General features: G+C 72.6%; 27 protein-coding genes. 12 read left to right on the top strand and 15 right to left on the bottom strand.

All coding sequences use genetic code 11. The features are described from left to right. Position 1: 1 nt before the first annotated feature. Entirely contained in the window at positions 2 to 415 is a 414-nt protein-coding gene (locus EV562_RS32335; protein WP_133890424.1) for a VOC family protein, read from the bottom strand. A 264-nt stretch (positions 416 to 679) separates the two neighbouring features. Between EV562_RS32335 and EV562_RS32330 the strand changes: the two genes are divergently transcribed. The 3 genes from EV562_RS32330 to EV562_RS32320 all read left to right on the top strand — a co-directional run bounded on the left by EV562_RS32330 (position 680) and on the right by EV562_RS32320 (position 3,841). Further along, positions 680 to 2,278, top strand: coding sequence for an ABC-F family ATP-binding cassette domain-containing protein (locus EV562_RS32330; RefSeq protein ID WP_133890423.1), 1,599 nt, complete (start codon positions 680 to 682; stop codon positions 2,276 to 2,278). 368 nt (positions 2,279 to 2,646) lie between these two features. Further along, positions 2,647 to 2,868, top strand: coding sequence for a helix-turn-helix domain-containing protein (locus EV562_RS32325; protein ID WP_003976983.1), 222 nt, complete (start codon positions 2,647 to 2,649; stop codon positions 2,866 to 2,868). Between the two features lie 169 nt (positions 2,869 to 3,037). Beyond that, complete coding sequence (locus EV562_RS32320) at positions 3,038 to 3,841, top strand: enoyl-CoA hydratase/isomerase family protein (protein WP_133890422.1); 804 nt, start codon at positions 3,038 to 3,040, stop codon at positions 3,839 to 3,841. 202 nt (positions 3,842 to 4,043) lie between these two features. On the opposite strand, the gene EV562_RS32315 is transcribed toward EV562_RS32320, so the two are convergent. Further along, on the bottom strand, positions 4,044 to 4,853 hold the full coding sequence (locus EV562_RS32315; RefSeq protein WP_133890421.1) for a nucleopolyhedrovirus P10 family protein: 810 nt from the start codon (positions 4,851 to 4,853) through the stop codon (positions 4,044 to 4,046). 88 nt (positions 4,854 to 4,941) lie between these two features. Between EV562_RS32315 and EV562_RS32310 the strand changes: the two genes are divergently transcribed. Genes EV562_RS32310 through amaP form a run of 5 tightly spaced genes read left to right on the top strand, consistent with a single transcriptional unit; the run spans position 4,942 to position 7,327 of the window. Next, a complete protein-coding gene (locus EV562_RS32310; protein WP_133890420.1) occupies positions 4,942 to 5,424 on the top strand; it encodes an Asp23/Gls24 family envelope stress response protein in 483 nt (160 codons plus the stop codon). Positions 5,425 to 5,482: 58 nt separating this feature from the next. Then, positions 5,483 to 5,668 (top strand): hypothetical protein, encoded by a 186-nt coding sequence (locus EV562_RS32305; RefSeq protein WP_133890419.1) that lies wholly within the window; start codon positions 5,483 to 5,485, stop codon positions 5,666 to 5,668. Further along, entirely contained in the window at positions 5,665 to 6,048 is a 384-nt protein-coding gene (locus EV562_RS32300; protein WP_133890418.1) for a hypothetical protein, read from the top strand. Before EV562_RS32305 ends, EV562_RS32300 begins: the two co-directional genes overlap by 4 nt. After that, the gene (locus tag EV562_RS32295; RefSeq protein WP_133890417.1) at positions 6,045 to 6,743 is read left to right on the top strand and encodes a DUF6286 domain-containing protein; all 699 of its coding nucleotides are present in this window, start codon (positions 6,045 to 6,047) and stop codon (positions 6,741 to 6,743) included. The genes EV562_RS32300 and EV562_RS32295 overlap by 4 nt, the downstream gene beginning before the upstream one ends. Beyond that, positions 6,740 to 7,327: an alkaline shock response membrane anchor protein AmaP gene (amaP, locus tag EV562_RS32290; protein ID WP_133890416.1), complete on the top strand. Its 588-nt coding sequence runs from the start codon at positions 6,740 to 6,742 to the stop codon at positions 7,325 to 7,327. The genes EV562_RS32295 and amaP overlap by 4 nt, the downstream gene beginning before the upstream one ends. Positions 7,328 to 7,443: 116 nt before the next feature. On the opposite strand, the gene EV562_RS32285 is transcribed toward amaP, so the two are convergent. The 8 genes from EV562_RS32285 to EV562_RS32250 all read right to left on the bottom strand — a co-directional run bounded on the left by EV562_RS32285 (position 7,444) and on the right by EV562_RS32250 (position 15,428). Then, positions 7,444 to 8,199: an SDR family oxidoreductase gene (locus EV562_RS32285; protein ID WP_133890415.1), complete on the bottom strand. Its 756-nt coding sequence runs from the start codon at positions 8,197 to 8,199 to the stop codon at positions 7,444 to 7,446. A gap of 4 nt (positions 8,200 to 8,203) precedes the next feature. After that, positions 8,204 to 9,991 (bottom strand): glycoside hydrolase family 15 protein, encoded by a 1,788-nt coding sequence (locus EV562_RS32280; protein ID WP_133890414.1) that lies wholly within the window; start codon positions 9,989 to 9,991, stop codon positions 8,204 to 8,206. Positions 9,992 to 10,056: 65 nt separating this feature from the next. Next, positions 10,057 to 10,857: an SURF1 family protein gene (locus EV562_RS32275; RefSeq protein WP_133890413.1), complete on the bottom strand. Its 801-nt coding sequence runs from the start codon at positions 10,855 to 10,857 to the stop codon at positions 10,057 to 10,059. A gap of 68 nt (positions 10,858 to 10,925) precedes the next feature. Next, positions 10,926 to 11,159 carry a hypothetical protein gene (locus tag EV562_RS32270; protein WP_121746319.1) on the bottom strand — a complete coding sequence of 78 codons (234 nt, stop codon included), beginning with the start codon at positions 11,157 to 11,159 and terminating at the stop codon, positions 10,926 to 10,928. 97 nt (positions 11,160 to 11,256) lie between these two features. Beyond that, on the bottom strand, positions 11,257 to 12,249 hold the full coding sequence (locus tag EV562_RS32265) for a DEDDh family exonuclease (RefSeq protein ID WP_133890412.1): 993 nt from the start codon (positions 12,247 to 12,249) through the stop codon (positions 11,257 to 11,259). 160 nt (positions 12,250 to 12,409) lie between these two features. Continuing rightward, positions 12,410 to 13,429: a CopD family protein gene (locus EV562_RS32260; protein ID WP_133890411.1), complete on the bottom strand. Its 1,020-nt coding sequence runs from the start codon at positions 13,427 to 13,429 to the stop codon at positions 12,410 to 12,412. Between the two features lie 19 nt (positions 13,430 to 13,448). Next, a complete protein-coding gene (locus EV562_RS32255) occupies positions 13,449 to 13,880 on the bottom strand; it encodes a hypothetical protein (RefSeq protein WP_243860298.1) in 432 nt (143 codons plus the stop codon). A gap of 15 nt (positions 13,881 to 13,895) precedes the next feature. After that, entirely contained in the window at positions 13,896 to 15,428 is a 1,533-nt protein-coding gene (locus EV562_RS32250; RefSeq protein WP_133890410.1) for a S8 family serine peptidase, read from the bottom strand. Between the two features lie 411 nt (positions 15,429 to 15,839). On the opposite strand from EV562_RS32250, the gene EV562_RS32245 reads away from it, so the two are divergent. From EV562_RS32245 to moaA, 3 genes are all read left to right on the top strand, one after another. Then, entirely contained in the window at positions 15,840 to 16,214 is a 375-nt protein-coding gene (locus EV562_RS32245) for a DUF485 domain-containing protein (RefSeq protein ID WP_007448099.1), read from the top strand. Further along, complete coding sequence (locus EV562_RS32240; protein ID WP_133890409.1) at positions 16,211 to 17,845, top strand: cation acetate symporter; 1,635 nt, start codon at positions 16,211 to 16,213, stop codon at positions 17,843 to 17,845. Before EV562_RS32245 ends, EV562_RS32240 begins: the two co-directional genes overlap by 4 nt. A gap of 164 nt (positions 17,846 to 18,009) precedes the next feature. Continuing rightward, on the top strand, positions 18,010 to 18,999 hold the full coding sequence (gene moaA, locus EV562_RS32235) for a GTP 3',8-cyclase MoaA (RefSeq protein WP_243860297.1): 990 nt from the start codon (positions 18,010 to 18,012) through the stop codon (positions 18,997 to 18,999). Here the strand turns inward: moaA and EV562_RS32230 are convergent. Further along, positions 18,996 to 19,253: a hypothetical protein gene (locus EV562_RS32230; RefSeq protein WP_133890407.1), complete on the bottom strand. Its 258-nt coding sequence runs from the start codon at positions 19,251 to 19,253 to the stop codon at positions 18,996 to 18,998. The genes moaA and EV562_RS32230 overlap by 4 nt on opposite strands. Positions 19,254 to 19,460: 207 nt before the next feature. Continuing rightward, positions 19,461 to 19,859: a DUF3099 domain-containing protein gene (locus EV562_RS32225; protein ID WP_208298472.1), complete on the bottom strand. Its 399-nt coding sequence runs from the start codon at positions 19,857 to 19,859 to the stop codon at positions 19,461 to 19,463. A gap of 264 nt (positions 19,860 to 20,123) precedes the next feature. Here EV562_RS32225 and EV562_RS32220 point away from each other — a divergent pair, with 264 nt between their 5' ends. Continuing rightward, on the top strand, positions 20,124 to 20,405 hold the full coding sequence (locus tag EV562_RS32220; protein ID WP_104635952.1) for a GlsB/YeaQ/YmgE family stress response membrane protein: 282 nt from the start codon (positions 20,124 to 20,126) through the stop codon (positions 20,403 to 20,405). An 88-nt stretch (positions 20,406 to 20,493) separates the two neighbouring features. On the opposite strand, the gene tyrS is transcribed toward EV562_RS32220, so the two are convergent. The 3 genes from tyrS to EV562_RS32205 all read right to left on the bottom strand — a co-directional run bounded on the left by tyrS (position 20,494) and on the right by EV562_RS32205 (position 24,749). After that, entirely contained in the window at positions 20,494 to 21,762 is a 1,269-nt protein-coding gene (tyrS, locus tag EV562_RS32215; protein WP_133890512.1) for a tyrosine--tRNA ligase, read from the bottom strand. Between the two features lie 69 nt (positions 21,763 to 21,831). Next, a complete protein-coding gene (locus EV562_RS32210) occupies positions 21,832 to 23,229 on the bottom strand; it encodes a metallopeptidase TldD-related protein (RefSeq protein ID WP_133890405.1) in 1,398 nt (465 codons plus the stop codon). Further along, the gene (locus EV562_RS32205) at positions 23,226 to 24,749 is read right to left on the bottom strand and encodes a TldD/PmbA family protein (protein WP_133890404.1); all 1,524 of its coding nucleotides are present in this window, start codon (positions 24,747 to 24,749) and stop codon (positions 23,226 to 23,228) included. Before EV562_RS32205 ends, EV562_RS32210 begins: the two co-directional genes overlap by 4 nt. Positions 24,750 to 24,914 lie beyond the last annotated feature (165 nt).

Raw genomic sequence — 24,914 nt, 5'->3', positions numbered from 1 at the left:
GCTACCCGCCCACCTCCGGCGCGTACGTCCCGAAGCTCCAGACGTTGCCCTCCAGATCGCGGGCCATGTAGTCGCGCGAGCCGTATCCCTGGTCCGTCGGGGGCATCAGGATCTCCGCGCCGTGCTCCACCGCCCGCCGGTGATGGGCGTCGACGTCCGCGACCACGACGTACACCCCCGTCACGCCGCCGCTCCCCATCGCCTCGTCGAAGCGGCCGCCCCCGCCCTTCGAGCCCAGCATGACCGCGCCGTTGCCCTGGACCAGCTCCGCGTGGGCCACCGAGCCGTCCTCGCCCTCGTACACCGCGCGTTCGGTGAAGCCGAAGGCCTCGGTCAGCTGCCGGATCGCGGCCCTGGCGTCCGCGTACCGGAGTGTCGGGTAGATGCTCGGACGTCCGCTCTCGCCGCCTGCCATGCCGATCACTTCCCTGTGAGCCGGTGGTCCGTCCTGACGGGCCGAGCCCGCGGCCCGAAAGCCGCTTCGACCCGTTCGCCCCAGTCTTGCACCGGCCACCGACAACGCCCTGCCGGCGCCCGCGCGGCGTCCGGGAGCCGCGCGGGGAAAAGCGGTTGCACGGCCCCGTTAGACTGGCCCCCATGGCCATTCTCCTCGTGCATTAGACGGCGGGATCCTCCACAGCCGCCCATCCCGCCAATCCACCCGCCCAGGAGTCTGACCGTGATCTCCGCTTCCGGCATCGAGCTGCGCGCCGGTGCCCGTGTCCTCATCGAGAACGCCACCTTCCGCATCGCCAAGGGCGACCGCATCGGCCTGGTCGGCCGCAACGGCGCCGGCAAGACCACCCTCACCAAGGTCCTCGCCGGCGAGGGCCAGCCCGCCGCGGGCAACGTCACCCGCTCCGGCGAGGTCGGCTACCTCCCGCAGGACCCGCGCACCGGCGACCTCGACGTGCTGGCCCGCGACCGCATCCTCTCCGCCCGCGGCCTGGACGTCCTGATCCGCAAGATGCGGGAGAACGAGCAGCGCATCGCCAACGGCCAGGGCGCCACCCGCGACAAGGCCCTGCGGCAGTACGAGCGCCAGGAGACGGAGTTCCTCACCAAGGGCGGGTACGCCGCCGAGGCCGAGGCCGCCACCATCGCCGCCGCGCTCAACCTGCCCGACCGGGTGCTCGGCCAGCCCCTGCACACGCTCTCCGGCGGCCAGCGCCGCCGCATCGAGCTGGCCCGCATCCTCTTCTCGGACGCGGACACCCTGCTGCTCGACGAGCCGACCAACCACCTCGACGCCGACTCGATCGTCTGGCTGCGCGACTACCTGAAGACCTACCGCGGCGGCTTCATCGTGATCTCCCACGACGTCGACCTGGTCGAGACGGTCGTCAACAAGGTGTTCTACCTGGACGCCAACCGCTCCCAGATCGACGTCTACAACATGGGCTGGAAGCTCTACCAGCAGCAGCGCGAGGCCGACGAGAAGCGCCGCAAGCGCGAGCGGCAGAACGCCGAGAAGAAGGCGTCCGCGCTGCATTCGCAGGCCGACAAGATGCGGGCGAAGGCCACCAAGACCGTCGCCGCGCAGAACATGGCCCGCCGCGCGGACAAGCTGCTGGCCGGCCTGGAGGCCGAGCGGAAGTCCGACAAGGTCGCCAAGCTGCGCTTCCCCGAGCCCTCACCGTGCGGCAAGACCCCGCTCATGGCGGAGGGACTCTCGAAGTCCTACGGCTCGCTGGAGATCTTCACCGACGTCGACCTGGCCATCGACAAGGGCTCCCGCGTCGTCATCCTCGGCCTCAACGGCGCCGGCAAGACGACTCTGCTCCGCCTGCTGGGCGGGGCCGAGAAGCCCGACACCGGCAAGGTCATCGAGGGCCACGGACTCAAGCTCGGCTACTACGCGCAGGAGCACGAGACCCTCGATCCCGAGCGCACCGTCCTGGAGAACATGCGCTCGGCCAACCCCGACCTGGACCTGGTCGAGGTCCGCAAGACGCTGGGTTCGTTCCTGTTCTCCGGCGACGACGTCGACAAGCCCGCCGGAGTCCTGTCCGGCGGAGAGAAGACGCGGCTCGCCCTGGCCACCCTCGTGGTCTCCTCGGCGAACGTGCTGCTCCTCGACGAGCCCACGAACAACCTCGACCCCGCCAGCCGCGAGGAGATCCTCGGCGCGCTGCGCACCTACAAGGGCGCCGTCGTCCTCGTCACCCACGACGAGGGCGCCGTCGAGGCGCTCCAGCCGGAGCGGATCATCCTGCTCCCGGACGGTGTCGAGGACCTGTGGGGTGCCGACTACGCGGACCTGGTCGCCCTGGCCTGAGCGCAGCCCCGGCCGGTCGTCGACTCCGCTTGATCGAATGGATGATCCACCGGTGATGGATCATTCGGCCGATCCGTGATCCACCATCTGTGTGAGATCTCCTCATCAAGAGGTGTGTCCTACATCGATTTCGCGGCCGGGTCCCCCTTCACCGAGGGCCCGGCCGGGACGCCTTTCTGACCTGGAATTTCGCCGGAAAACCCGTTCGGCCGAGCGGACCGGACTCTCTGGAATCCGGGATTCCACATGTGGGGACCCGCTCCTGTCGTCACATCCTTGCCTCATCGACCTTGCCGAATGGGTGGCCATGAGCGCCTGGAGGGGTGATCATGAGGAGTACCAGAGCGCACTTCCTTGAGGAGGCACGGGTGGCCGAGACTCTGAAGAAGGGCAGCCGGGTTACCGGCGCCGCGCGCGACAAGCTCGCGGCAGACCTGAAGAAGAAGTACGACGCCGGTGCGAGCATCCGGGCGTTGGCCGAGGAAACCGGCCGCTCGTATGGCTTTGTGCACCGCATGCTCAGCGAGTCGGGTGTCACGCTCCGAGGGCGTGGCGGGGCTACCCGGGGCAAAAAGGCCACATCGGCCTGAGATCCCGGGCGGCCCCCGACTCCGAAGGCGTTTTCGAGAGTGACGGTGGCCACCCGGCCGGTCGTCCGACCGTCCGGGTGGTTACTGTGCAGTCACTTAGCCCTGCCGTCGTGCGGCGTACCGTCCGGCGTGCGGCGGGGACGACGACCGCACCTTTCGGAGGCGCCCCATGGCTTCGCCCGCCCACGACCCCGGTCCCGCACTCGACCAGGACGGCGTGCGGCTCACCGTCGACGACGCGATCGCCACGGTGACGCTGACCAACCCGGCCAAGCGCAACGCGCAGAGCCCCGCTCTGTGGCGGGCGCTCACCGAGGCCGGCCGGCGCCTGCCGGGCTCCGTCCGGGCCGTGGTGCTGCGGGCCGAGGGCAAGTCCTTCTCGGCCGGGCTCGACCGGCAGGCGTTCACGCCCGAGGGCTTCGACGGCGAGCCGTCGTTCATCGACCTCGCGCGCGGTGACGACGCCGAGCTGGACGCGACCATCGCCGAGTACCAGGAGGCGTTCACCTGGTGGCGGCGCAGCGACCTGGTGTCGGTCGCGGCCGTGCAGGGGCACGCCATCGGAGCGGGCTTCCAGCTGGCCCTCGCCTGTGACCTGCGTGTCGTCGCGGACGACGTGCAGTTCGCCATGCGCGAGACCAGCCTGGGCCTGGTGCCGGACCTGACGGGCACGCACCCCCTGGTGTCGCTCGTCGGCTACGCCCGCGCGCTGGAGATCTGCGCGACCGGGCGCTTCGTCACGGCCGAGGAGGCCGTCGGCACCGGCCTGGCCAACCTCGCCGTGCCCGCGGACCAGCTCGACGGCACGGTGCGCGACCTGGTGTCCGCGATCCTGGCCGCACCGCGCGACGCGGTGGTCGAGACCAAGGCGCTGCTCCAGGGCGCCGGGACGCGTGACTACGAGGCCCAGCGCACCGCGGAGCGGGCCGCCCAGGCACGCCGGCTGCGCGACCTCGCGGGACTCGGGGAGTAGCCGGCCCTTCCGCGGGGGCTCGGCCACCTCGCGGGGTGCGGGTCCTTCGCGGGGGCGTGACGGTCCTGTGGGGGTGCAGGTTCCTCCCGGGAGGCGTGGCTGTCGTGCGGGACGCGGGGCCCTCGCGGGGTGTGCGCGGGAAGTGGCCGTCGTGCGGGTCGCGGTCCCTGGTGGGGCACGGCTCCCTCCTGGCCACGGCACCTCAGCCCACCGCGGTCACCACCACCGCCACCGACGGGCGGTCCGGCAGTGCCTCGGACACCGCCGCACGGACCTCCCGGGCCACCTCGTCGGCCCGGCGCTCCGCGTCCAGCGCCAGCTCCACCCGGACGTGGCGGCGCGGCAGGGCATCTTCCCGAGGCGACCGGGTCACGTGCACCGAACGGCCCAGTACGCCCGTCAGCCGGACCACGCCCGGCACCGCCAGCGCGGCCGCGGCGACGCGTCCCTCGTCGCCACCGCCGTCCGCGCCGCCGTCACCGTCACCGTCGGTGTCCCCGGCGCTCCCGGCCGGGCCCTCGTCGGGGGCGCCGGCAGGCCCCCGCGCCGGCCCGGCGTCCGGTTCCCGGCCGTCAGCCGTACCCGTGGCGGCGTCGGGTCCGAGCAGGTCGGTCACCCGCAGGTCCACGTCCACCACCGCGAGACCGAGCCGCGCGGTCGCCGCCTCCGTCAGCGCGGCACGCAGCCGCGCGGCCGTGGCCGGCAGCGGCTCCGGGGCCGCCGCCGCGCCCTCGGCGAACGCCGCGAAGTCGGCCGTCACCCGCAGCTCGCCGGGCGGCAGCGCCCCCGGTGGAGGCGGTACGGCCGGTTCCCGCCCGGCGTCCGGGTCCACCGGACCGACCCGCAGGCCACCCGGCCGTACGCCCGGCACGTCCCCGGCGGCGGCCAGCAGCACGTGCCGTACCGCGCGCTCGGCGATCCACGCGCCGTCCACCGGGCCGCCCAGCGGCAGCAGCCTGCCGAGTCCCACCCGCTCCCGCACCACCCGGGTCCACCGGTCCGCCGTCGTCATTCCTCCACCCTGCCCCATCCACGGCGCGCGGCCACGCAACCCCGCCTAACGTGGGACACAGGACTACGACCGGAAGGGACGTACGGCGATGAGCGACATGGAGAGCCACCGGAGCGGGCAGGACACGTTCGACAGCCCCGGGACCGTCAAGGCCCCGACGGTTCGGCGCGGAGGCGGAGACCCGGGGACCCGGGGACGGACCACCATCGCCGACGGCGTCGTGGAGAAGATCACCGGAATGGCGGCACGCGACGTCGCCGGTGTGCATGCCATGGGCAGCGGTATGTCGCGCACCTTCGGCGCCGTGCGCGACCGGGTGCCCGGCGGGACCAAGTCCGGGGTGACGCGCGGGGTGAAGGCCGAGGTCGGCGAGAAGCAGACCGCCCTCGACCTGGAGATCGTCGTCGAGTACGGCGTGTCGATCGCGGACGTGGCCCGGGACGTGCGGGAGAACGTGGTGGCGGCGGTGGAGCGGATGACCGGCCTCGAGGTCGTCGAGGTCAACATCGCGGTGAGCGACGTGAAGCTGCCCGACGAGGAGGACGAGGAACCGGAGCCCCGGATCAAGTGACACCGAGATGGCGGACAGATGGCGGGCAGGACCGAACGGTGATGGAGGAGTGCGCACCATGAGCATGGCCGTGGTCGGCATGATCGCCGGCATGGCGCTGGGTTTCGCCGGGTATTTCGGCGGGTTCGGTGCCTTCCTGCTGGTGGCGGCCCTCGGGGCCGTCGGGTTCGTCGCCGGGCGCCTCCTGGAGGGGGACATGGAGCTCGGCGACCTCTTCCGCAGCCGCGACGACCGGCGGCGGTGACCGGCGTGAGCGAGGGGGTCGGCGAGCTCCTCGAACCTCTGGCCCGCGTGGCGCCGGGCGAGCGCGGTGCCACGCGGATCGCCGACCGCGTCGTCGCCAAGGTCGCCGCCCGGGCGGCGCGCGAGGCCCTCGGCCCGCTCCACCCGGACGCCGCACGCCCGTACGCCACCGTCGTCGTCCACCACGACAACGCCCACGTCCGGGTCCACCTCGAACTCGACTACCCGTGCGACATCGGCGCCCGCTGCGGCCGGGTGCGTCACCAAGTCGTCCAGCGGGTACGTGCGTTGGTGGGGATGGCAGTGCCCGAGGTCGCCGTCCAGGTGGAGCGGCTGCACCTGCCGGCGGAATACGGCGCGAGGCAGGGGAGGACGCGATGACCGAGCCCCAGGGCGCCGGGACCGGCGAGGGCAGCACCCAGCGCCTGCCGGTCGTGGAGCGCGGCACGGAGCCGGCACCGCACGAGCACGAGCCCGGCGGCGCGGACCCGCACGAGCACGAGACCGGTGGCGCGGACCCGTACGAGGGCGGCCGGGCCGGCCGCTTCTGGTCCGCACGGCGCGTCCCCGCAGGCATCGTCGCGCTGCTGCTCCTGCTCCTCGCCGGTGCCTTCCTCTACGACGTCGTCGCCGTGCGCGCCGGCCGGTCCGCGCTCGGCTGGCGCCGCGACCTGGCCCGGGAACTCGCCGAACGGCCCGTCGACGACACCTGGGTGCTGGTCGGCGCGGGCGTCGCCGCCGCCCTCGGACTCTGGCTGCTGTTGCTGGCCCTCACGCCGGGACTGCGCCGGGTGCTGCCGATGCGGCGCACGCATCCGGACGTGCGTGCAGGACTGCACCGGGACGCCGCCGCCACGGTGCTGCGGGACCGGGCCATGGAGGTCGCCGGGGTGCAGTCGGCGCGGGTGCGGATGCGCCGCCGCAGGGCGCGCGTGCGAGCGCTGTCGCACTTCCGGGAACTGGACGACGTACGGGCCGACCTGGGCGGCGCGCTCGACGACGCGGTGCGCGGCCTCGGCCTGGCCCGGCCGCCCGCGGTGTCGCTGCGGGTGACGCGGCCCGGACGGAAGGGGTGAACGCGGTGCTCAGGACCGTGAACCGGGTGGTGACCGGACTGGCGGGCCTCGTCCTGCTCGCTGTCGGCGGCGCGGTGCTTGCCATCGGCTTCGACGCCCCCGCGCCCTCCTGGTGGGTGCACCAGGGGCCGCACGACGTGCTGCTCAGCAACGCCGAGCGGACCCGGTGGCGGGACGCCGACTGGTGGTGGCCGGTGGTCATCGCGGCGCTCGCCGTCCTGCTGCTGCTCGCCCTGTGGTGGCTGGTCGCGGTGGTACGCCGACGCAGGCTCACCGAGGTGCTCGTCGACACCGGGGACGGCGAGGGCGCCACGCTGCGCGGCAGGGCGCTGGAGGGTGTCCTCGCCGGTGAGGCGGAACGCGTGGACGGGGTGGAACGGGCCGGCGTGCGGCTCACCGGCAGCCGTGACGCCCCGGCGAGTCGCATCCGGCTGCTCCTCGCCCCGCACGTGGACCCCGGCACCGCCCTGCACGACCTCACCACCGGCGCCCTGACCCACGCCCGTCACTCGGCGAACCTGACCTCCCTGCCGGCGGAGGTCCAGCTCCGAGGGGTCAAACACGGGGCCGAGCGGGTCAGCTGACGGAGACCACGCCCGGTAGCCGCCCCGGGTGGCCTAAGGGGTGTCGTTTGGATCTTGCCGTGGGTCGCGCAACAGGCCACCGTCGCCCGGAGCCGGCCTGATCCGAACGACACCCCCTAGAACCCGTGCCGCACGCCGCCGTCCACCGGGATCATGACGCCGGTGACGTACGACGCCGCGGGGGAGAGCAGGAAGGCGGACACGCGGCCGAACTCCTCCGGGGCGCCGTAGCGGCGCAGCGGGATGCGGGACTCGGCGGCCGTCCTGGTCGCCTCCGGGTCGGCGGACAGCCCGTCCAGCTGCCGCACCCGGTCGGTGTCGACGCGCCCCGGCAGCAGGCCGACGACGCGGATGCCGCGCGGGCCCAGCTCGTCGGCGAGCGACTTGGCGAAGCCCGCGAGGCCCGGACGCAGCCCGTTTGAGATGGTCAGGCCCGGGATCGGCTCGTGCACCGAGCCCGACAGCACGAAGCCGATCACCCCGCCGTCCGCAAGCTCCGCCGCCGCGGTCCTGGCCAGCCGCACCGCGCCCAGGAACACCGACTCGAACGCCGCCTGCCACTGCTCGTCCGTGTTGTCGGCGACGAACCCGGGCGGCGGCCCGCCCACACTGATCAGTACGCCGTCGAAGCGGCCGAAGCGCTCACGGGCGGTCGCGATCAGCCGTCCGGCGGCCTCCGGGTCGGCGTTGTCGGCGGCCACCCCGACCGCGTTCGGGCCCAGCGCCGAGGCCGCCTCCGCGACACTCGCCTCGTCCCGCCCGGTGACGACCACCTTCGCCCCGTCGGCGACCAGTTCGCGCGCGGCGGCGTTGCCCAGTCCCCGGGTGGCTCCGGTGACGACGTACACCCGGTCCTTCAGTCCAAGATCCATGGCCCTATCCTGCCTCCTCGTCCCCGAACAGGGCGAGGGCCGTGTTCACCAGGCCGACGTGGCTGAAGGCCTGCGGGAAGTTGCCCAGCTGGTGCCCGGCCACCGGGTCGTACTCCTCGGCCAGCAGCCCCACGTCGTTGGCGAGCCCCACCAGCCGCTCGAACAGCTCCCGGGCCTCCTTCGTCCGGCCGGTCGCGTGCAGCGCGTCCGCGTACCAGAACGAGCACACCAGGAACGTGCCCTCGCCGCCCGGTAGTCCGTCGACCTGGGGGCCCTCGGTGCTGTAACGGCGCACCAGGCCGTCCCGGGTCAGCTCGGCGCCGATCGCGTCGACCGTGCCGACGACGCGCGGGTCGTCGGGCGGGAGGAAACCCACCCGCGGGATGAGCAGCAGCGAGGCGTCCAGCTCCCGCGAGCCGTAGTACTGGGTGAAGGTGTTGCGCTCCGGGTCGTAGCCCTTCTCGCACACCTCGCGGTGCACCTCGTCGCGCAGCGCACGCCAGGCGTCCAGGTCGCCGCCGCCCAGCTCGGGGTGGGCCTCCAGCGTGCGCACCGCCCGGTCCAGGGCCACCCACGTCATCAGCTTCGAGTGCACGAACTGCCGTCTGCCGCCGCGCACCTCCCACAAGCCCTCGTCGGGCTCCCGCCACGCCGTGGCCAGGAAGTCCATCAGGGCGCACTGCAGCTCCCACATCTGCGGCCGGGGACGCATCCCCGCCAGCCGGGCCAGCGACAGCGAGTCCATGACCTCGCCGTACACGTCCAGCTGGAGCTGGTTCACCGCGTCGTTGCCGATGCGCACGGGCGTGGAGCCGGCGAAGCCGGACAGCCACGGCAGTTCGAACTCGGGCAGCCGCCGCTCGCCCGCGACGCCGTACATGATCTGCAGGTCGGCCGGGTCGCCCGCGACGGCGCGCAGCAGCCAGTCGCGCCAGGCCTCGGCCTCCTCCAGATATCCGGCCGACAGCAGGGCGCCCAGGGTGAGCGTGGAGTCGCGCAGCCAGCAGAAGCGGTAGTCCCAGTTGCGCACTCCGCCCGGCTCCTCGGGCAGTGAGGTGGTGGGGGCGGCCACGATGCCGCCGGTGGGCTGGTAGGTGAGCGCCTTCAGCGTGATCAGGGAGCGGACGACGGTGTCCCGGTGCGGACCGTCGTAGCGGCAGCGCGCCGCCCACGCCCGCCAGTCCTCGACGCTGTGCTCCAGCGACATGTACGGGTCTATCAGCGGGGGCCGGGGTTCGTGCGAGGGGTGCCAGGTCAGCACGAACGCGACCTTCTCGCCCGCGGCGACCGTGAACTCCGCGTGCGTCCCGAAGTCCTCGCCCCAGCTGCGGACCTCGGGCTCGCTGCGCAGCCACGCCGAGTCCGGCCCGGCGACAGCCACCCGGTGCCCGTCGGACCTGCGCACCCACGGGACGATCGAGCCGTAGTCGAAGCGCAGCCGGAGCGCGCTGTGCACGGTCACCTCGCCGCTCAGGCCCTCCACGATGCGTACGAGGTCGGGGGCGCGGTCGCGCTGCGGCATCAGGTCGGTGACGCGGACCGACCCGTCCTCGGTCTCCCACTCGGTGTCCAGGACCAGGGTGTCCGGCCGGTAGGCGCGCCGGGTGCAGCGTCCGGCGCCCTTGGGGGCGATGCGCCAGTGGCCGTTGTCCTCGTCGCCGAGCAGCTTGGCGAAGCAGGCGGCCGAGTCGAAGCGGGGCAGGCAGAGCCAGTCCACGGAGCCGTCCGCGGAGACCAGGGCCGCGGTCTGCTGGTCGCCGATGAGCGCGTAGTCCTCGATGTGGGGGTGCACGGGTTGACCCCTTCCCGGCCGGAGCCGGAGCAATCGGGTCCGCCCCGAGCGCTCCCCGGCGGGCGTCACACCGTCGCGGGTTCCGCCTCGGCCGGCTCGGTGCCCCCGGCCGACTCGGCGTCCTCGCGCTCCCGCCGTTCGCGGCGGACCAGGAACCACCAGCCGACCGGCACGGCCGCGGCGAACAGCCACCACTGGATCGCGTACGCGAAGTTGAGCGCGGCGTTCTCGTTGCCGGGCTTGCCGATCGGCTCCGGAGAGCCGCCCTTGGGCTCCGGCTCCTTCAGGACCACGTAACCGCCGAGCACCCGGGCGTCCAGGCGCTCGGCCTGCTGCGCGCTGTTGATGAGCATGACCTGCCGGTCCGGCAGGCCCTCCAGGTCCTTGATGCCGCTCGCCTCGGTCGTCTCGTCGGGCATCAGCCGCCCGGTGACGGTGATCTCCCCGCGGGGCGGTGCGGGGATCTTCGGGAACCGGGTCTGGCTCGGGCCGTCCGCGGGGATCCAGCCCCGGTTGACCAGCATGACCTTGCCGTCGGCCAGCACGAAGGGGGTGAGCACGTGATAGCCGATGTTGTCGTCGGAGTCGGTGCGGCGGCGCACGACGACCTCGCGGTCCGTGTCGAAGCGGCCCTCGGCGGTGACCGTGCGGTACCGCTCCCGCGTGGTGATCTTCCGGCCGGGCGCGGTCAGCGACCCCACGGGCACCGGGGACGCTTCGAGCGCGCGCGCGACCAGGTCGTTGCGGGCGGTGCGTTCCTCGTAGCGGTGCAGCTGCCAGAAGCCCAGCCGGATCATCGTGGGGATCAGCAGCACGGCGACCAGCGTGAGGATCACCCACTGGCGGGACAACAGGAAGCGGTACACCCCACGACGGTACAACTCGGTCGTGGGGCGCGACGCGGCGGGTACGGGCTCGTGCCGGGCGGCCGGGCTCAGACCTTGTCGACGATCCCCGCCCTCCCCTCCGCGCGGGCGCAGTGGGCGCCGCAGAACCAGTGGCCCTCGACCTCGACGCCCTGACCGATGATCTGCACCCGGCAGTGCTCGCAGATGGGGGCCATCCGGTGGATCGCGCAGGAGAAGCAGTCGAAGACGTGCACCGCTCCCTGGGCGTGGACCTCGAAGGTCATTCCATAGTTGTTCCCGCAGACTTCACATGTCGCCATGCGCCACAGGGTGGGCCGTGGCCGCGGACGCGGGCGGGCGTGCACCGGGCGAGTCGCCCGGAATCACCCGTCCGTACGGCTCCGCGGGCCGCCCGCCTCAGGAGCCGGCGTCCGCGGGCTCGACGTCCGCGAGCAGCTGCCCGAACGCCGCCTCGTCCACCACCGGCGTGCCGAACTGCCGGGCCTTGACCACCTTGGAGGTGCCCGAGTCCGGGTCGTTGGTGACCAGCAGGCTGGTCAGCCGGGACAGGCTGGTGGCGACGTGCAGCCCCGCCTCGACGGCGCGGTCCTCCAGCAGGTCCCGCTCGACGGAAGTGTCACCCGAGAAGGCGACCCGCATGCCCTGCTTGAGCCTTTTGCCCTCTACGTACCGGCCAGGGTTGGGATGGGGGCATGCGGGCCTTTTGCGGGCGGGGCGCCAACCGGTCGCACGGTAGCTCCCGTAGCCCGCCTGCTGCCCGATCCGCGGCGCGGGCCGGTCCGACCACTCGGTCAGCGGCCGGCACTCGTGCAGCGGCAGCCGTACGTCGCCCGCAGCCGCGGCCAGCAGGCTCGGCCGGAACGCCTCCGCCAGCACCCGCGCGTCGTCCAGCGCGTGGTGCGCCCGCTGCTGTACGACGCCGAAGTGCGCGGCCAGCGACTCCAGCTTGTGGTTGGGCAGCGGCAGGTCCAGCGCCTTGGACAGGGCGATGGTGCACAGCCGCTGCCGCACCGGTGCCTCGCGCCGTGCGCGCGCGTACTCCCGGGCGATCATCTGCCAGTCGAAGACCGCGTTGTGCGCGACGAGGACCCGCCCGTCCAGCCGGGCCGCGAACTCCTCGGCGACGTCCGGGAAGAGCGGTGCGTCCCGGAGCACGTCGTTCGTCAGGCCGTGTATCCACACCGGTCCCGGATCGCGCTGCGGGTTGACCAGGGTGTACCAGTGGTCCTCGACCTCGCCGCGGGCGTCGAGCCGGTAGACGGCCGCCGAGATGATGCGGTCGTCGCGGGCCAGGCCGGTGGTCTCCACGTCGACGACCGCGTACCCCTGCGGATAGGCGGTCGGCCACGCCGTGGCGGACGGCGCTGCGGTCGTGCGGTCTTCGAGCATGGTCAATGAGGATACGGGCCGGGACCGACACTCCGGTCCCGCAGGGGTCCCGCGCCGTCAAGTTCCGCCCGCCCGGGAAGCGTTGCGGCACTCCTCGCGCACGCGCCCCGCACCGGGCCGGCGTACCGGTCCGCCGGGTACGCCGGCGGGCACGCAGCGGTCACCAGCGGATCGGCACCGGAAGGGCCGTCAGGAGGCCCGACACCGCGACCACCACGCCCAGCGCGGCGACCTCCGCGCGCGCGGGGGAGCAGGCGGCCAGCGGGTCGGCCGCGCGGCCCAGCCGGATCCTGGCCCACAGCGCGAGCACGGCGACGGCGGCCACCAGGAGCACCTTGGCGAGCAGGACCCGCCCGTACGCGGTGTCCGTCAACTGGTCCAGGACCGTGCCCGCCGGCATCCGGCGCAGTGAACTGCACACCCCGGTCGCGGTGAGGGCGGCCAGCAGGGCGGCCGCCACGCGCGCGTAGAGCCCCAGCAGGGCCGGTCCCGCCGCCGCGCCCCGCCAACGCCCCAGCACCCGCAGCGCGTACAGCAGCCCGCCCACCCACAGGGCGGCGCAGGTCAGATGGACGAGGGTGAGACCGGAGCCGAGCAGTGGGCTGTACTCGGTCGTGGGGTGCGCGCGCAGCGCGTCCGCGACGGCCACCGCGGCCAGTGGCCACACCTGGAGTCCGGGCCGGCGTGAGGTGGCGCACAGCCAGGCGGCGAGGAAGCCGTTGACCTCCAGGAGGGCGAGCTTGCCGTCGCGGGTGGCGTAGAGACCGCCGACGTCGACGTCGGCGGCGGAGCCCGGCACCAGGTTGCCCGTGGCCACCACCGAGGCCAGCCCCAGCGCGGCGACGAGACCGCAGGCGGCGGCGTACGGCGCCCAGCTGCGGGGCCGGGCCGGGGGAGCGCCGGGCAGGGAGCGGGCCAGGCGGTTCACGAAGAGCTCGCCGAGCGGCACGCTCAGGGCGGCGAAGAGCACGGTGCGCAGCAGGGCGATGCCGCCGGTGCCGGGAGCCTCGGCCTCCCCGGTGCCGTGCAGGGCGGGCGACGGGCCGAGCACGGGTATCAGCGCGCCGAGCGCCACCAGCACGAGCACGGCCACGGTCCGGCCGGTGCCGGCGGGCCGCGCGTGGCGTCCGGTGTCGGCGGTCCGGGCCGGGGAGGGGGGCGGGGGGTGGTGCGGGGTCACCCGGGGATCTTCACGAACTTCACCGGACCCGGGCAAGTCGTGGCAGTGCCGTCACGAGTCCCGTGCCGTGTCGATCACCCCGGCGCTCTCCGGGCGGGGAGGCGGCCGACCACCACAGCCGCACTTCCTTGCGCACGTCCGCGGGCCGCAGCTCCCACCCCTGGGCGAGGGCGACTTCGGCGGCGTACCGGCCGCCCGTGCCGCGGTGGTCGCGCCGGGATATCTCGCACTCCACGGGCGGGCTGGCCTTCTTCGGCCGCTGGACCGGGCGGAGGCCCGCCCGGTCCAGCGGCCCGCCACCTTCTCGACCCGCGCCCGGTAGTAGGCGGCGTCCCCCTCGTACGTGTCCGTGGCGCAGATACTGCCGCACGGCGACGGCGACGGCGACGGCGACGGCGACGGGGGCGGCGGGCCGGGCGGGAACCCGGACCGCCGCCCCCGCATCACGCACGGGTACGCGCAGCGACTACCGGGTCACCGCGTCCAGCGCGTCGGCCATGCCCCAGCCGTAGAAGCCGTTGCGGTTCTTGGGACCTTCGCACACCGCGTCGACCTTGCCGTCGCCGTCGATGTCGTAGGGCGTGGTGCACGCCGTGGCGTCGGCCTCGGCGTACAGCAGGGCCTTGACCATCGCCGGGGAGGCGTACGGGTGCGTCGACTTGATGAGGGCGGCGACGCCCGCGACGTGCGGCGAGGCCATCGACGTACCGGCCATGTAGCCCCACTTGCCGCCGGGCAGCGTGCCCAGGATCAGTCCGCTCGTGGCGGGCGGCTCGGGGGTCTGGTAGGCCGTCGAGTCGCCGCCGGGCGCGGCGATGTCGATGACGCCACGGCCGTAGTTCGAGAAGGAGGACTTGAGGCCCTTCGCGCCGGTCGCCGCGACCGTCACGACACCCGGCAACTGGGTCGGGATGTCCAGGCACTTCGACGGGTCGACCGTCCGGTCACCGGGCGTGGTGTCGTTCGGCGAGGACGGGTCGGTGATCTCGTCGGAGGTGAGGTCGTAGTTCTCGTTGCCGGCCGCGGCGACGTTGACCGCGCCCTTCTTCTCCGCGTACCGCGAGGCCCGCGAGACCGCCTCGACGAGCGCCTTCTGGTCCGGGTCGTCCTTGCAGTTGAAGTACCACGGGTCCGTGTAATAGCTGTTGTTGGTCACGTCGACGCCGTGCTCGGCCGCCCACATGAAGCCGCAGACCACGGCCTCGGTGTAGAAGAAACCGTCGGGGTTGGAGACCTTGATGCCGGCCACCTTCACCCCGGGAGCCACACCGGTCATGCCGACGCCGTTCTTCGCGGCGGCGATCTCACCGGCCACGTGGGTGCCGTGCGGGCTCTCGGCCGCGCTCGGGCGCCAGGCGCCGTCGGCGGTGTCCGGCTTGCCCGCCACGCAGTTGACGGAGGCCTGGCGGTCGAAGTTCGGGGCGATGTCCGGGTGGGTGTCGTCGACGCCGGTGTCGATGACGGCGACGGTCACCTTCTTGCTGCCCAGCGACTTCTCGTGCGCCTTGTCCGCCTTGATGGCGGGCAGGTCCCACTGCAGCGACTCCAGCGGGTCCTGGCCCTCCGCCTTCGCGGCGGCCTTGGCGGCGGCCAGCTCCTCGGCGCCCAGCACCTGCGGCGCACCCGTGTCGGTCGTCGCCGCCGAGGGCAGCGGCGCGGTGCGGGTGGCGCCCGCCGACTGCACGCCGCGCACCTTGCGGAGCGTCTTGGCGAAGTCGGGATTGGCCGAGTGGACGACGACCACGCCGATCCGGTCGTACGACGTCACGATCGTGCCGCCCGCCTTGGCTATCGCCCGCCGCACGGTGGCCGAAGGGCCGTGCCCGGCGGAGACGTTGACGACGTAGCTGAGCGAGGTCGCGTCGGCCGCCGGGGAGGCGGCCTCCGCCGCGGGGACCGCGGCGGCCGGGGTGCCCGGCAGGAGCGCCAGCGACGCGGCCACTGCCAGACCGGCCGGGATCGCGAGGGCACGGCGGTGACGCGGGTGAGGTGCGGTCATGCGTGATGTCTCCAGTCCGTCGGGAAAACTCGGGAAACTCGTGCTGCCGGAGCGAGGCGGAAAGGCAGACACGTCCGCGGGACCGGCACCACGAGCGCGAACCCGCGTCCGGGGAGCGGGGCACTCGGGGAACGCAGATGATCCATGGGGTCTCCACATCATCCGGCAAACAGCACCTGCCCGAGACGGGTACGGACCGGGCAGGTACATGACGTAGTGGTGCAGGAGTGAAGCTATCCCCCGAACTCGCTGGCCAGCAATGACCCGCCGCGAGTGACTTGGGAAAGTGCCCCGGGAGTTGAACCGGTCCCGATGGGGCGCCGTGTCGTTGGACAGGGAGCCCGAGCCCGACCGGCCCCCTGCGAGAACACCGAGGTCCAAGCCGTCATGTCCGTCGTACGAGGAGACTCCGTGGCCACCGACGCACCGCCCCCCTCGAAAGAGGAGCCCCCCTCGCGAGAGGAACACCGACTCCCCTCCGCCGAGGAGTTCTCCGAGGTGCAGCAGAGCGCCGAGTTCGCCGAACTCCGCCGCTCCTTCCGCTCCTTCGCGTTTCCGCTGACCGTCGCCTTCGTGGCCTGGTACCTGCTCTACGTGCTGCTGTCGAACTACGCGGGCGGCTTCATGGGCACCAAGCTCTTCGGCAACATCAACGTCGCGTTCGTCTTCGGCATCGCCCAGTTCGTCACCACGTTCCTCATCGCCTGGTGGTACTCGCGGCACGCCGCCGCGAAGCTCGACCCCAAGGCCGAGGCCATCAAGTCCCGGATGGAGGGCGGCGCATGAGCCCCGCACAGACCGTCTTCGCCGCAGAGCTCGCCGCCAACGAGGCCAGCGAGCACCGGCCGCTGATCATCACCCTCTTCTCCGTCTTCGTCGTCGCGACGCTCTTCATCACCGTCTGGGCCGGCCGCCAGACCAAGGACGCCGCGGACTTCTACGCGGGCGGCCGGTCCTTCAGCGCCTTCCAGAACGGCCTGGCCGTCTCCGGCGACTACATGTCCGCCGCGTCCTTCCTCGGCATCGCCGGCGCCATCGCCCTCTTCGGCTACGACGGCTTCCTGTACTCCATCGGCTTCCTGGTCGCATGGCTGGTCGCCCTGCTCCTCGTCGCCGAGCCGCTGAGGAACTCCGGCCGCTACACGATGGGCGACGTCCTCGCGTACCGCATGCGCCAGCGCCCCGTGCGCACCGCCGCCGGCACCTCCACGATCGTCGTCTCGATCTTCTACCTGCTGGCCCAGATGGCGGGCGCGGGCGTCCTCGTCTCGCTGCTGCTCGGCATCACCTCCGACGCGGGCAAGATCCTCATCGTCGCCCTGGTCGGCGTCCTGATGATCGTCTACGTCACCATCGGCGGCATGAAGGGCACCACCTGGGTCCAGATGGTCAAGGCCGTGCTGCTGATCGGCGGCACCGTCCTGATCACCTTCCTGGTGCTGCTGAAGTTCGACTTCAACATCTCCGACCTGCTCGGCAAGGCCGCTGAGAACAGCGGCGCGGGCTCCGCCTTCCTGGAACCCGGCCTCCAGTACGGCGCCAACGGCACCACCAAGCTCGACTTCATCTCCCTGGGCATCGCCCTGGTGCTGGGCACCGCCGGCCTGCCGCACATCCTGATCCGCTTCTACACGGTGCCCAACGCCAAGGCCGCCCGTAAGTCCGTGAACTGGGCGATCGGCATCATCGGCGCCTTCTACCTGATGACCATCGCCCTCGGCTTCGGCGCCGCCGCGCTCATCGGCAAGGACGAGATCATCGCGTCCAACCCGTCCGGCAACACGGCCGCGCCCCTGCTCGCGCTGCACGTGGGCGGCGTCGACTCGGCCTGGGGCGCGATCCTGCTCGCCACCATCTCGGCGGTGGCCTTCGCGACCATCCTCGCCGTGGTCGCGGGACTCACCCTCGCCTCGTCCTCGTCCTTCGCGCACGACATCTACGCCAACGTCATCCGCAAGGGCCAGGCCACCGAGAAGGAGGAGATGCGGGCGGCCCGCTGGGCGACCGTCTTCATCGGCATCGTCTCCATCGCGCTCGGCGCCCTCGCCCGCGACCTGAACGTGGCCGGACTGGTCGCCCTGGCGTTCGCCGTCGCCGCCTCCGCCAACCTGCCGACGATCCTCTACAGCCTCTTCTGGAAGAGGTTCACCACCCAGGGCGCCCTGTGGTCGATCTACGGCGGTCTGATCGTCGCCGTCGGCCTGGTGCTGTTCTCACCCGTCGTCTCCGGAGACCCGAAGGCGATGTTCCCGGACGTCGACTTCGCCTGGTTCCCGCTGAAGAACCCGGGCATCATCTCGATCCCGTTCGGCTTCCTGATGGGCTGGCTCGGCACGGTCCTGTCGAAGGAGGAGCCCGACAAGGCGAAGTACGCGGAACTGGAGGTCAGGTCCCTGACCGGCACCGGCGCGCACTGACGCCCTCCGACCGGTACGGACGCGGCCGCTCGTAGATCCCTACGACGCGGCCGCGTCCCACGTCGTGGGTTCGGGCGGCTGTCGATGTCGGACCGGTCACGTAGGCTCGACGGTGTCGGAGAAGAGAAGTGCTTCGCCGAACCGCGTCGAGGGAGGGGGCCCACGTGCTCATCGACACCTACGGCCGAGTGGCCACCGACCTGAGGGTCTCGCTCACCGATCGCTGCAACCTGCGCTGCACCTACTGCATGCCCGAAGAGGGCCTCCAGTGGCTCGCCAAGCCCGATCTGCTCACGGACGACGAGATCGTCCGCCTCATCGACATCGCGGTCACCTCCCTCGGCATCGAGGAGGTCCGCTTCACCGGCGGGGAGCCGCTGCTGCGGCCCGGCCTGGTCGGCATCGTCGAGCGCGTCGCCGCCCTCGGCCCGCGCCCCCAGATGTCCCTCACCACCAACGGCATCGGTCTCAAGCGCACCGCGAGTGCCCTGAAGGCGGCGGGCCTGGACCGGGTCAACGTCTCGCTGGACACCCTGCGCCCGGACGTCTTCAAGACCCTCACCCGGCGCGACCGCCACAAGGACGTCCTACAGGGCCTGGAAGCGGCCCGCGAGGCCGGGCTCACCCCGGTCAAGGTCAACAGCGTCCTGATGCCGGGGCTCAACGACGACGAGGCCCCCGACCTGCTCGCCTGGGCCGTCGAGCACGACTACGAGCTGCGCTTCATCGAGCAGATGCCCCTGGACGCCCAGCACGGCTGGAAGCGCGAGGGCATGGTCACCGCCGGTGACATCCTGGCCTCCCTGCGCACCCGCTTCGAGCTGACCGCCGAGGGCTCCGAGGAGCGCGGTTCGGCCCCCGCCGAGCGCTGGCTGGTGGACGGCGGCCCGCACCGTGTCGGCGTCATCGCCTCCGTCACCCGCCCGTTCTGCTCCGCCTGCGACCGCACCCGCCTGACCGCCGACGGCCAGGTGCGCACCTGCCTGTTCGCCCGCGAGGAGACCGACCTGCGCGCGGCCCTGCGCTCCGACGCCCCCGACGAGGAGATCGCCCGCATCTGGCGCCTGGCCATGTGGGGCAAGAAGGCCGGCGCGGGCCTGGACGACCCGACGTTCGTGCAGCCCGACCGCCCGATGTCCGCGATCGGCGGCTAGGCCCCGCCGGGGCCGCTGCTCCCGGCGGCCCCTCCGGGGCCCTCCGGGGCTTCCCACTCGGAGAGCGGGACCACGTCCTTCAGGAAGCCCCGTACGCCGAGGAACTCGGACAGGTGCTCGCGGTGCTCGTCGCACGCGATCCACGTCTTGCGGCGCTCCGGGGTGTGGATCTTCGGGTTGTTCCAGGCCAGCACCCACACGGCGGCGGCGCGGCAGCCCTTGGCGGAGCAGATCGGGGTGGTTTCGTCACTCACGGTTTCTCACAGACCCCCGCACAAGGCGACGCCGAGCAGCCACGGGGGGAGCTGCCCGGCGTCGGTCCGTCGCTCCGACGGGGGATGCGGAGCGCGTACGAAGTATGTCACGGCCCCTCCGGCGTCGAGCCCGGAACAACGCGAATTCATCTGAGCATTTCTTCGGCCTGGCGTGGAATCGACGCCGCTCCCGAGGGGGCGGCGCGGTCACGGACGGCCACGTGACTCCCCGGCCGCGTCCGGCGCGGAATCGGCCGTGGCGGCCTCCGGAACGGATTCCGCCGCCCCGTTCCCGGCCCGCGGCGGCATGATCATCGGCGGGGTCGGCGCCGTCACGAACGTCGACGGCAAGGATGGCGCGTTCTCACGCCCGGCGTTGGCGATCACGACCGCGACGTACGGCAGGGCCGCGCCGAGGACCAGGGCCACGATCGCGACGTGCCGCTCCACGTTCCACAGGCAGACCGCGAGGATCACCGAGGCGGTGCGGATCGACATCGAGATGATGTACCGGCGCTGCCGCCCGCGCACGTCCTCCTGGAGGCCTGTACGGGCCCCGGTGATCCGGAACACCTCGGCACTGGCGCCGGCACTCTGCTTCCGCATTCGGTTCCACCATCCGCCCGTATCGGACTCTCCCCGCCCCGTTACCGTCCGCGGCCGCTCGGGGACTCCGGTCCCGGACAACTCACCACGTTACGCCGCACCCGGGCCGCCCACGAGACCGGGGCACCCCTGGTCGGAGCGCGCCCCGTGCGCCGCACGGCGGAGTCGCCCGTACCCCGTTCGGCCGTATGCGGCATGCGCCGTTCGCGGTACGGCCGAACACTGGTGGCAATTGCTCGCGCAGATCCGGACGAGGAGGCAGCCATGGGCTGGTTGTGGGCGATCATCGTGGGATTCGTGCTCGGCTTGATCGCCAAGGCGATCATCCCGGGCAAGCAGCACATGCCGCTCTGGCTGACCACCATCTGCGGCATGATCGGCGCCATCATCGGCAACGCGATCGCCCGCGCGGCCGGTGTCGCGGCGACGTCCGGCATCGACTGGTGGCGGCACCTGTTCCAGCTGGTGGCGGCGATCATCGTGGTCGGCCTCGGCGACGCCGCCTACACGGCGGTGCGCGGCAACAGGCGACGCGAACGGGCCTGACCCCGCCCCGGGGGCACCCGGTCGCGCGAAGGGGCGGACTCCGGCAGCCGTACGGCACCGGAGCCCGCCCCTTCGCGCATGCGCCCGCTCAGGCGCCGGTGACCTCCACCGCGGCCAGGTTCTTCTTGCCGCGGCGCAGCACCAGCCAGCGCCCGTGCAGCAGGTCCTCCTCGGCCGGGACGGCGTCCTCGCCGGTGACCTTGGCGTTGTTCACGTAGGCGCCGCCCTCCTTCACCGTGCGGCGCGCGGCGGACTTGCTGGCCACCAGGCCGACCTCGGCGAGCAGGTCCACGACCGGGGCCGGCTCCGCGACCCGCACGTGCGGCAGCTCCGAGAGGGCCGCGGCCAGGGTGGCCTCGTCCAGCTCCGCCAGGTCGCCCTGGCCGAAGAGGGCCTTGGAGGCCGCGATCACGGCGGCCGTCTGGCCGGCCCCGTGCACCAGCGTCGTCAGCTCCTCGGCCAGCGCGCGCTGCGCCGCCCGCGCCTGCGGACGCTCCTCGGTCTGCCGCTCCAGCTCCTCCAGCTCCTCACGGGAGCGGAAGGACAGGATGCGCGAGTATGTCGAGATGTCCCGGTCGTCCACGTTCAGCCAGAACTGGTAGAACGCGTACGGCGTCGTCATCTCCGGGTCGAGCCAGACGGCGCCGCCCTCGGTCTTGCCGAACTTGGTGCCGTCCGCCTTGGTCATCAGCGGTGTCGCGTAGGCGTGCACCGACGCGTCCGGCTCCAGCCGGTGCAGCAGGTCGAGGCCGGCCGTGAGGTTGCCCCACTGGTCGCTGCCGCCCTGCTGCATCGTGCAGCCGTACCTCCGGTAGAGCTGGAGGAAGTCCATCGCCTGGAGCAGCTGGTAGCTGAACTCCGTGTAGCTGATGCCCTCGGAGGACTCCAGACGCCGGGCGACGGAGTCCTTGGTCAGCATCTTGTTGACCCGGAAGTGCTTGCCGATGTCCCGCAGGAACTCGATGGCCGACAGGCCCTCGGTCCAGTCGAGGTTGTTGACCATCACCGCCGCGTTCTCGCCCTCGAAGGACAGGAACGGCTCGATCTGGCTCCGCAGCCGCCGTACCCAGCCGGCGACGGTCTCCGGCGAGTTCAGCGTGCGCTCCGCGGTCGGGCGCGGGTCGCCGATCTGGCCCGTGGCCCCGCCGACCAGCGCCAGCGGCCGGTGACCGGCCTGCTGGAGCCGGCGCACGGTGAGCACCTGCACCAGGTGCCCCACGTGCAGGGACGGCGCGGTCGGGTCGAAACCGCAATAGAACGTGACGGGACCGTCCGCGAGAGCCTTGCGCAAAGCGTCCTCGTCGGTGGACTGGGCGAACAGCCCGCGCCACTTCAGCTCGTCGACGATGTCCGTCACGGTTCTCTTGTCTCCCACATGTTCATGATCTTCGGGCGGTCGGCAGTCGGGTGACGGCCGACTACGAGGTTATACGCCCTGGCTGACAGAGCTCATATTGAAATCGGGTACCCGCAGCGCCGGCATCGCGGCCCGGGTGAACCAGTCGCCCCACTCCCTGGGCAGCGTCTTCTCCGTGCGCCCGGCCTCCGTGGCCCGGCCGAGCAGATCCACCGGCGACTCGTTGAACCGGAAGTTGTTCACCTCGCCGACGACCTCGCCGTGCTCGACGAGGTAGACGCCGTCCCGGGTCAGCCCCGTGAGCAGCAGCGTCGCCGGGTCGACCTCGCGGATGTACCAGAGGCAGGTCAGCAGCAGCCCGCGCTCCGTGCCCGCGACCATCTCGTCCAGGGACCGGTCGGGGTCGCCGCCGTCCAGGATCAGGTTGCCGCTCGCGGGTGCCACCGGCAGCCCGGTCAGGGCCGCGCTGTGCCGGGTGGTCGTCAGCCGGTGCAGCTCACCGCCGCGGATCCAGTCGGTCGCCGCCACCGGCAGCCCGTTGTCGAACACCGACTGGTCACCGCCCGAGGAGTGCGCGACCACGAAGGGCGCGCTCTCCAGGCCCGGCTCGTGCGGATCACTGCGCAGGGTCAGCGGCAGCGCGCCGAGCCGCTCGCCGAGCCGGGTGCCACCGCCCGGCTTGGAGAACACCGTGCGTCCCTCGGCCGCGTCCCGCCCGGACGCCGACCAGTACTGGTAGATCAGCAGGTCCGCGACCGCGGTGGGCGGCAGCAGCGTCTCGTACCGCCCGGCGGGCAGCTCCACCCGCCGCTCGGCCCAGCCCAGCCGTACGGCCAGCTCGGCGTCGAGCGCCGCCGGGTCGACGTCCTTGAAGTCCCGCGTGGCCTGCCCGGCCCACGCCGAGCGGGCCCGGTCCGGCGACTTGGCGTTCAGCTCCAGCGTCCCGTTCGGCTGGTCGTGCCGCAGCCTGAGCCCCGTCGACGTGCCGACGTACGTGGAGGTCATCTCGTGGTTCGCGAACCCGTACAGCTCCCGGCCGCCCGCCCGCGCGCGGGCGAACGCCTCGCCGAGCGCCGGCGCGAAGTCGGCGAACACCGCCGACGAGGTCTCGGCGGGCGCCTCGGTGAAGTCCGGCGCCGCCGCCCCGCCGGTGACCAGCGGCTGCGCGTCCTCGGCCGGGCCCGCGCCGCGCGCCGCGGCCTCGGCGGCGCGCACCAGGGACTCCAGCTCGTCCACGGTCACCGCCGAACGCGACACGACCCCGGACGCCGTGCCCTCCCGGCCGTCGACCGTGGCGACGACCGTCAGCGTGCGCCCGCGCGTGACGCCGTTGGTGGTGAGCGCGTTGCCCGCCCAGCGCAGGTTGGCGGTGGACTCCTCGTCGGCGATGACGACGCACCCGTCCGCCCGGGACAGCTCCAGCGCCCGCTCGACGATCTCGTGCGGCTTGTTGGTGCGGACGCTCATCGACCGGCCTCCTGCGTGGTGTTCAGAATGTTGACTCCCTTGAACAGCGCGGACGGGCAGCCGTGCGAGACGGCGGCGACCTGCCCCGGCTGGGCCTTGCCGCAGTTGAAGGCGCCGCCCAGCACGTACGTCTGCGGGCCGCCGACGGCCGCCATGGACCCCCAGAAGTCGGTCGTCGTCGCCTGGTACGCCACGTCGCGCAGCTGACCGGCGAGCCGCCCGTTCTCGATCCGGAAGAAGCGCTGGCCGGTGAACTGGAAGTTGTAGCGCTGCATGTCGATGGACCAGGACCGGTCCCCGACGACGTAGATCCCGCGGTCGACGCCCCCGATCAGGTCCTCGGTCGACAGCCCGCCCGGATCCGGCCGCAGCGACACGTTGGCCATGCGCTGCACGGGCACGTGCGCGGGGGAGTCGGCGTAGGCGCACCCGTTGGAGCGCTCGAAACCGGTGAGCCGCGCGATCCGCCGGTCGAGCTGGTAGCCCACCAGCGTGCCGTCCTTCACCAGGTCCCAGGACTGGCCCTCCACGCCCTCGTCGTCGTACCCGACGGTCGCCAGGCCGTGCTCGGCGGTGCGGTCGCCGGTGACGTTCATCAGCTCCGAGCCGTAGCGCAGTGTGCCGAGCTGGTCGAAGGTGGCGAAGGAGGTGCCGGCGTAGGCGGCCTCGTAGCCGAGCGCGCGGTCCAGCTCGGTGGCGTGCCCGATGGACTCGTGGATGGTCAGCCACAGGTTCGACGGGTCGACGACCAGGTCGTACAGCCCCGCCTCGACGCTCGGCGCCCGCATCTTCTCCGCGAGCAGCTCCGGGATCTCGGCCAGCTCGCTCTCCCAGTCCCAGCCGGTCCCCGTCAGGTACTCCCAGCCCCGCCCGGCCGGCGGCGCCAGGGTGCGCATGGAGTCGAACTCGCCGCTGGAGTCGTCGACCGACACGGCGGTGAGCACCGGGTGCAGCCGTACCCGCTGCTGCGTGGTGACCGTCCCGGCGGTGTCGGCGTAGAACTTGTTCTCGTGCACGGTGAGCAGCGAGGCGTCCACGTGGTCGACCCCGTCGGCCGCCAGCAGCCGCGCGCTCCAGTCGGCCAGAAGCGCCGACTTCTCCGCGTCGGGCACGGTGAAGGGGTCGATGTCGTACGACGAGATCCACGTCCTGTCGGCGTGCACGGGCTCACTCGCCAGCTCCACGTGCTCGTCCGACCCGGCCGCGCGGATCACCTGCGCGGACAGCTTCGCCATCGCCACCGCCTGCGAGGCGACCCTCGCGGCGGCATCCATGGTCAGGTCCACACCGGACGCGAAGCCCCACGTGCCGCCGTGCACCACCCGCACCGCGTACCCGAGGTCGGTGGTGTCCGAGGACCCGGCGGGCTTGGCGTCCCGCAGCCGCCAGGAGGCGCTGCGCACCCGCTCCAGCCGGAAGTCCGCGTGCTCCGCGCCGAGGGCGCGCGCCCGGGCGAGAGCGGCGTCGGCGAGGGCGCGTAGGGGGAGCGCCGTGAAGGCTTGGTCGATGCTGTGAGGCACCTGCGTCTCTTTCTGTCGACGTGACCGGTCGTCTGCCGCGACTCCGGGGGCTGCGCCGCATCATGTCGCGTCGGGGGTCCCGCGGCCACACCTTTCCCACCGTGGCCGGGACCGGTTCTGTAGGGACCCGACAGACAGCCCCGTAAGCCACTGTGGGTGCCCGAG

Source organism: Streptomyces sp. BK208 (genome assembly GCF_004364245.1).
Classification (GTDB): Bacteria; Actinomycetota; Actinomycetes; order Streptomycetales; family Streptomycetaceae; genus Streptomyces.
The sequence above is the reverse complement of the archived record's forward strand: the minus strand, read 5'-3'. Positions and strand labels throughout refer to the sequence as shown.

Bases quoted from the DNA above. Each gene is read 5' to 3' on its own strand.
- EV562_RS32315 (WP_133890421.1), bottom strand. From the start codon at position 4,853: ATGACGACGGCGGACCGGTGGACCCGGGTGGTGCGGGAGCGGGTGGGA.
- EV562_RS32220 (WP_104635952.1), top strand. From the start codon at position 20,124: ATGGGCTGGTTGTGGGCGATCATCGTGGGATTCGTGCTCGGCTTGATC.
- EV562_RS32250 (WP_133890410.1), bottom strand. From the start codon at position 15,428: ATGACCGCACCTCACCCGCGTCACCGCCGTGCCCTCGCGATCCCGGCC.
- EV562_RS32310 (WP_133890420.1), top strand. From the start codon at position 4,942: ATGAGCGACATGGAGAGCCACCGGAGCGGGCAGGACACGTTCGACAGC.
- EV562_RS32335 (WP_133890424.1), bottom strand. From the start codon at position 415: ATGGCAGGCGGCGAGAGCGGACGTCCGAGCATCTACCCGACACTCCGG.
- EV562_RS32265 (WP_133890412.1), bottom strand. From the start codon at position 12,249: ATGCTCGAAGACCGCACGACCGCAGCGCCGTCCGCCACGGCGTGGCCG.
- EV562_RS32320 (WP_133890422.1), top strand. From the start codon at position 3,038: ATGGCTTCGCCCGCCCACGACCCCGGTCCCGCACTCGACCAGGACGGC.
- EV562_RS32210 (WP_133890405.1), bottom strand. From the start codon at position 23,229: ATGAGCGTCCGCACCAACAAGCCGCACGAGATCGTCGAGCGGGCGCTG.
- EV562_RS32240 (WP_133890409.1), top strand. From the start codon at position 16,211: ATGAGCCCCGCACAGACCGTCTTCGCCGCAGAGCTCGCCGCCAACGAG.
- EV562_RS32270 (WP_121746319.1), bottom strand. From the start codon at position 11,159: ATGGCGACATGTGAAGTCTGCGGGAACAACTATGGAATGACCTTCGAG.
- EV562_RS32285 (WP_133890415.1), bottom strand. From the start codon at position 8,199: ATGGATCTTGGACTGAAGGACCGGGTGTACGTCGTCACCGGAGCCACC.
- EV562_RS32305 (WP_133890419.1), top strand. From the start codon at position 5,483: ATGAGCATGGCCGTGGTCGGCATGATCGCCGGCATGGCGCTGGGTTTC.
- EV562_RS32295 (WP_133890417.1), top strand. From the start codon at position 6,045: ATGACCGAGCCCCAGGGCGCCGGGACCGGCGAGGGCAGCACCCAGCGC.
- EV562_RS32225 (WP_208298472.1), bottom strand. From the start codon at position 19,859: ATGCGGAAGCAGAGTGCCGGCGCCAGTGCCGAGGTGTTCCGGATCACC.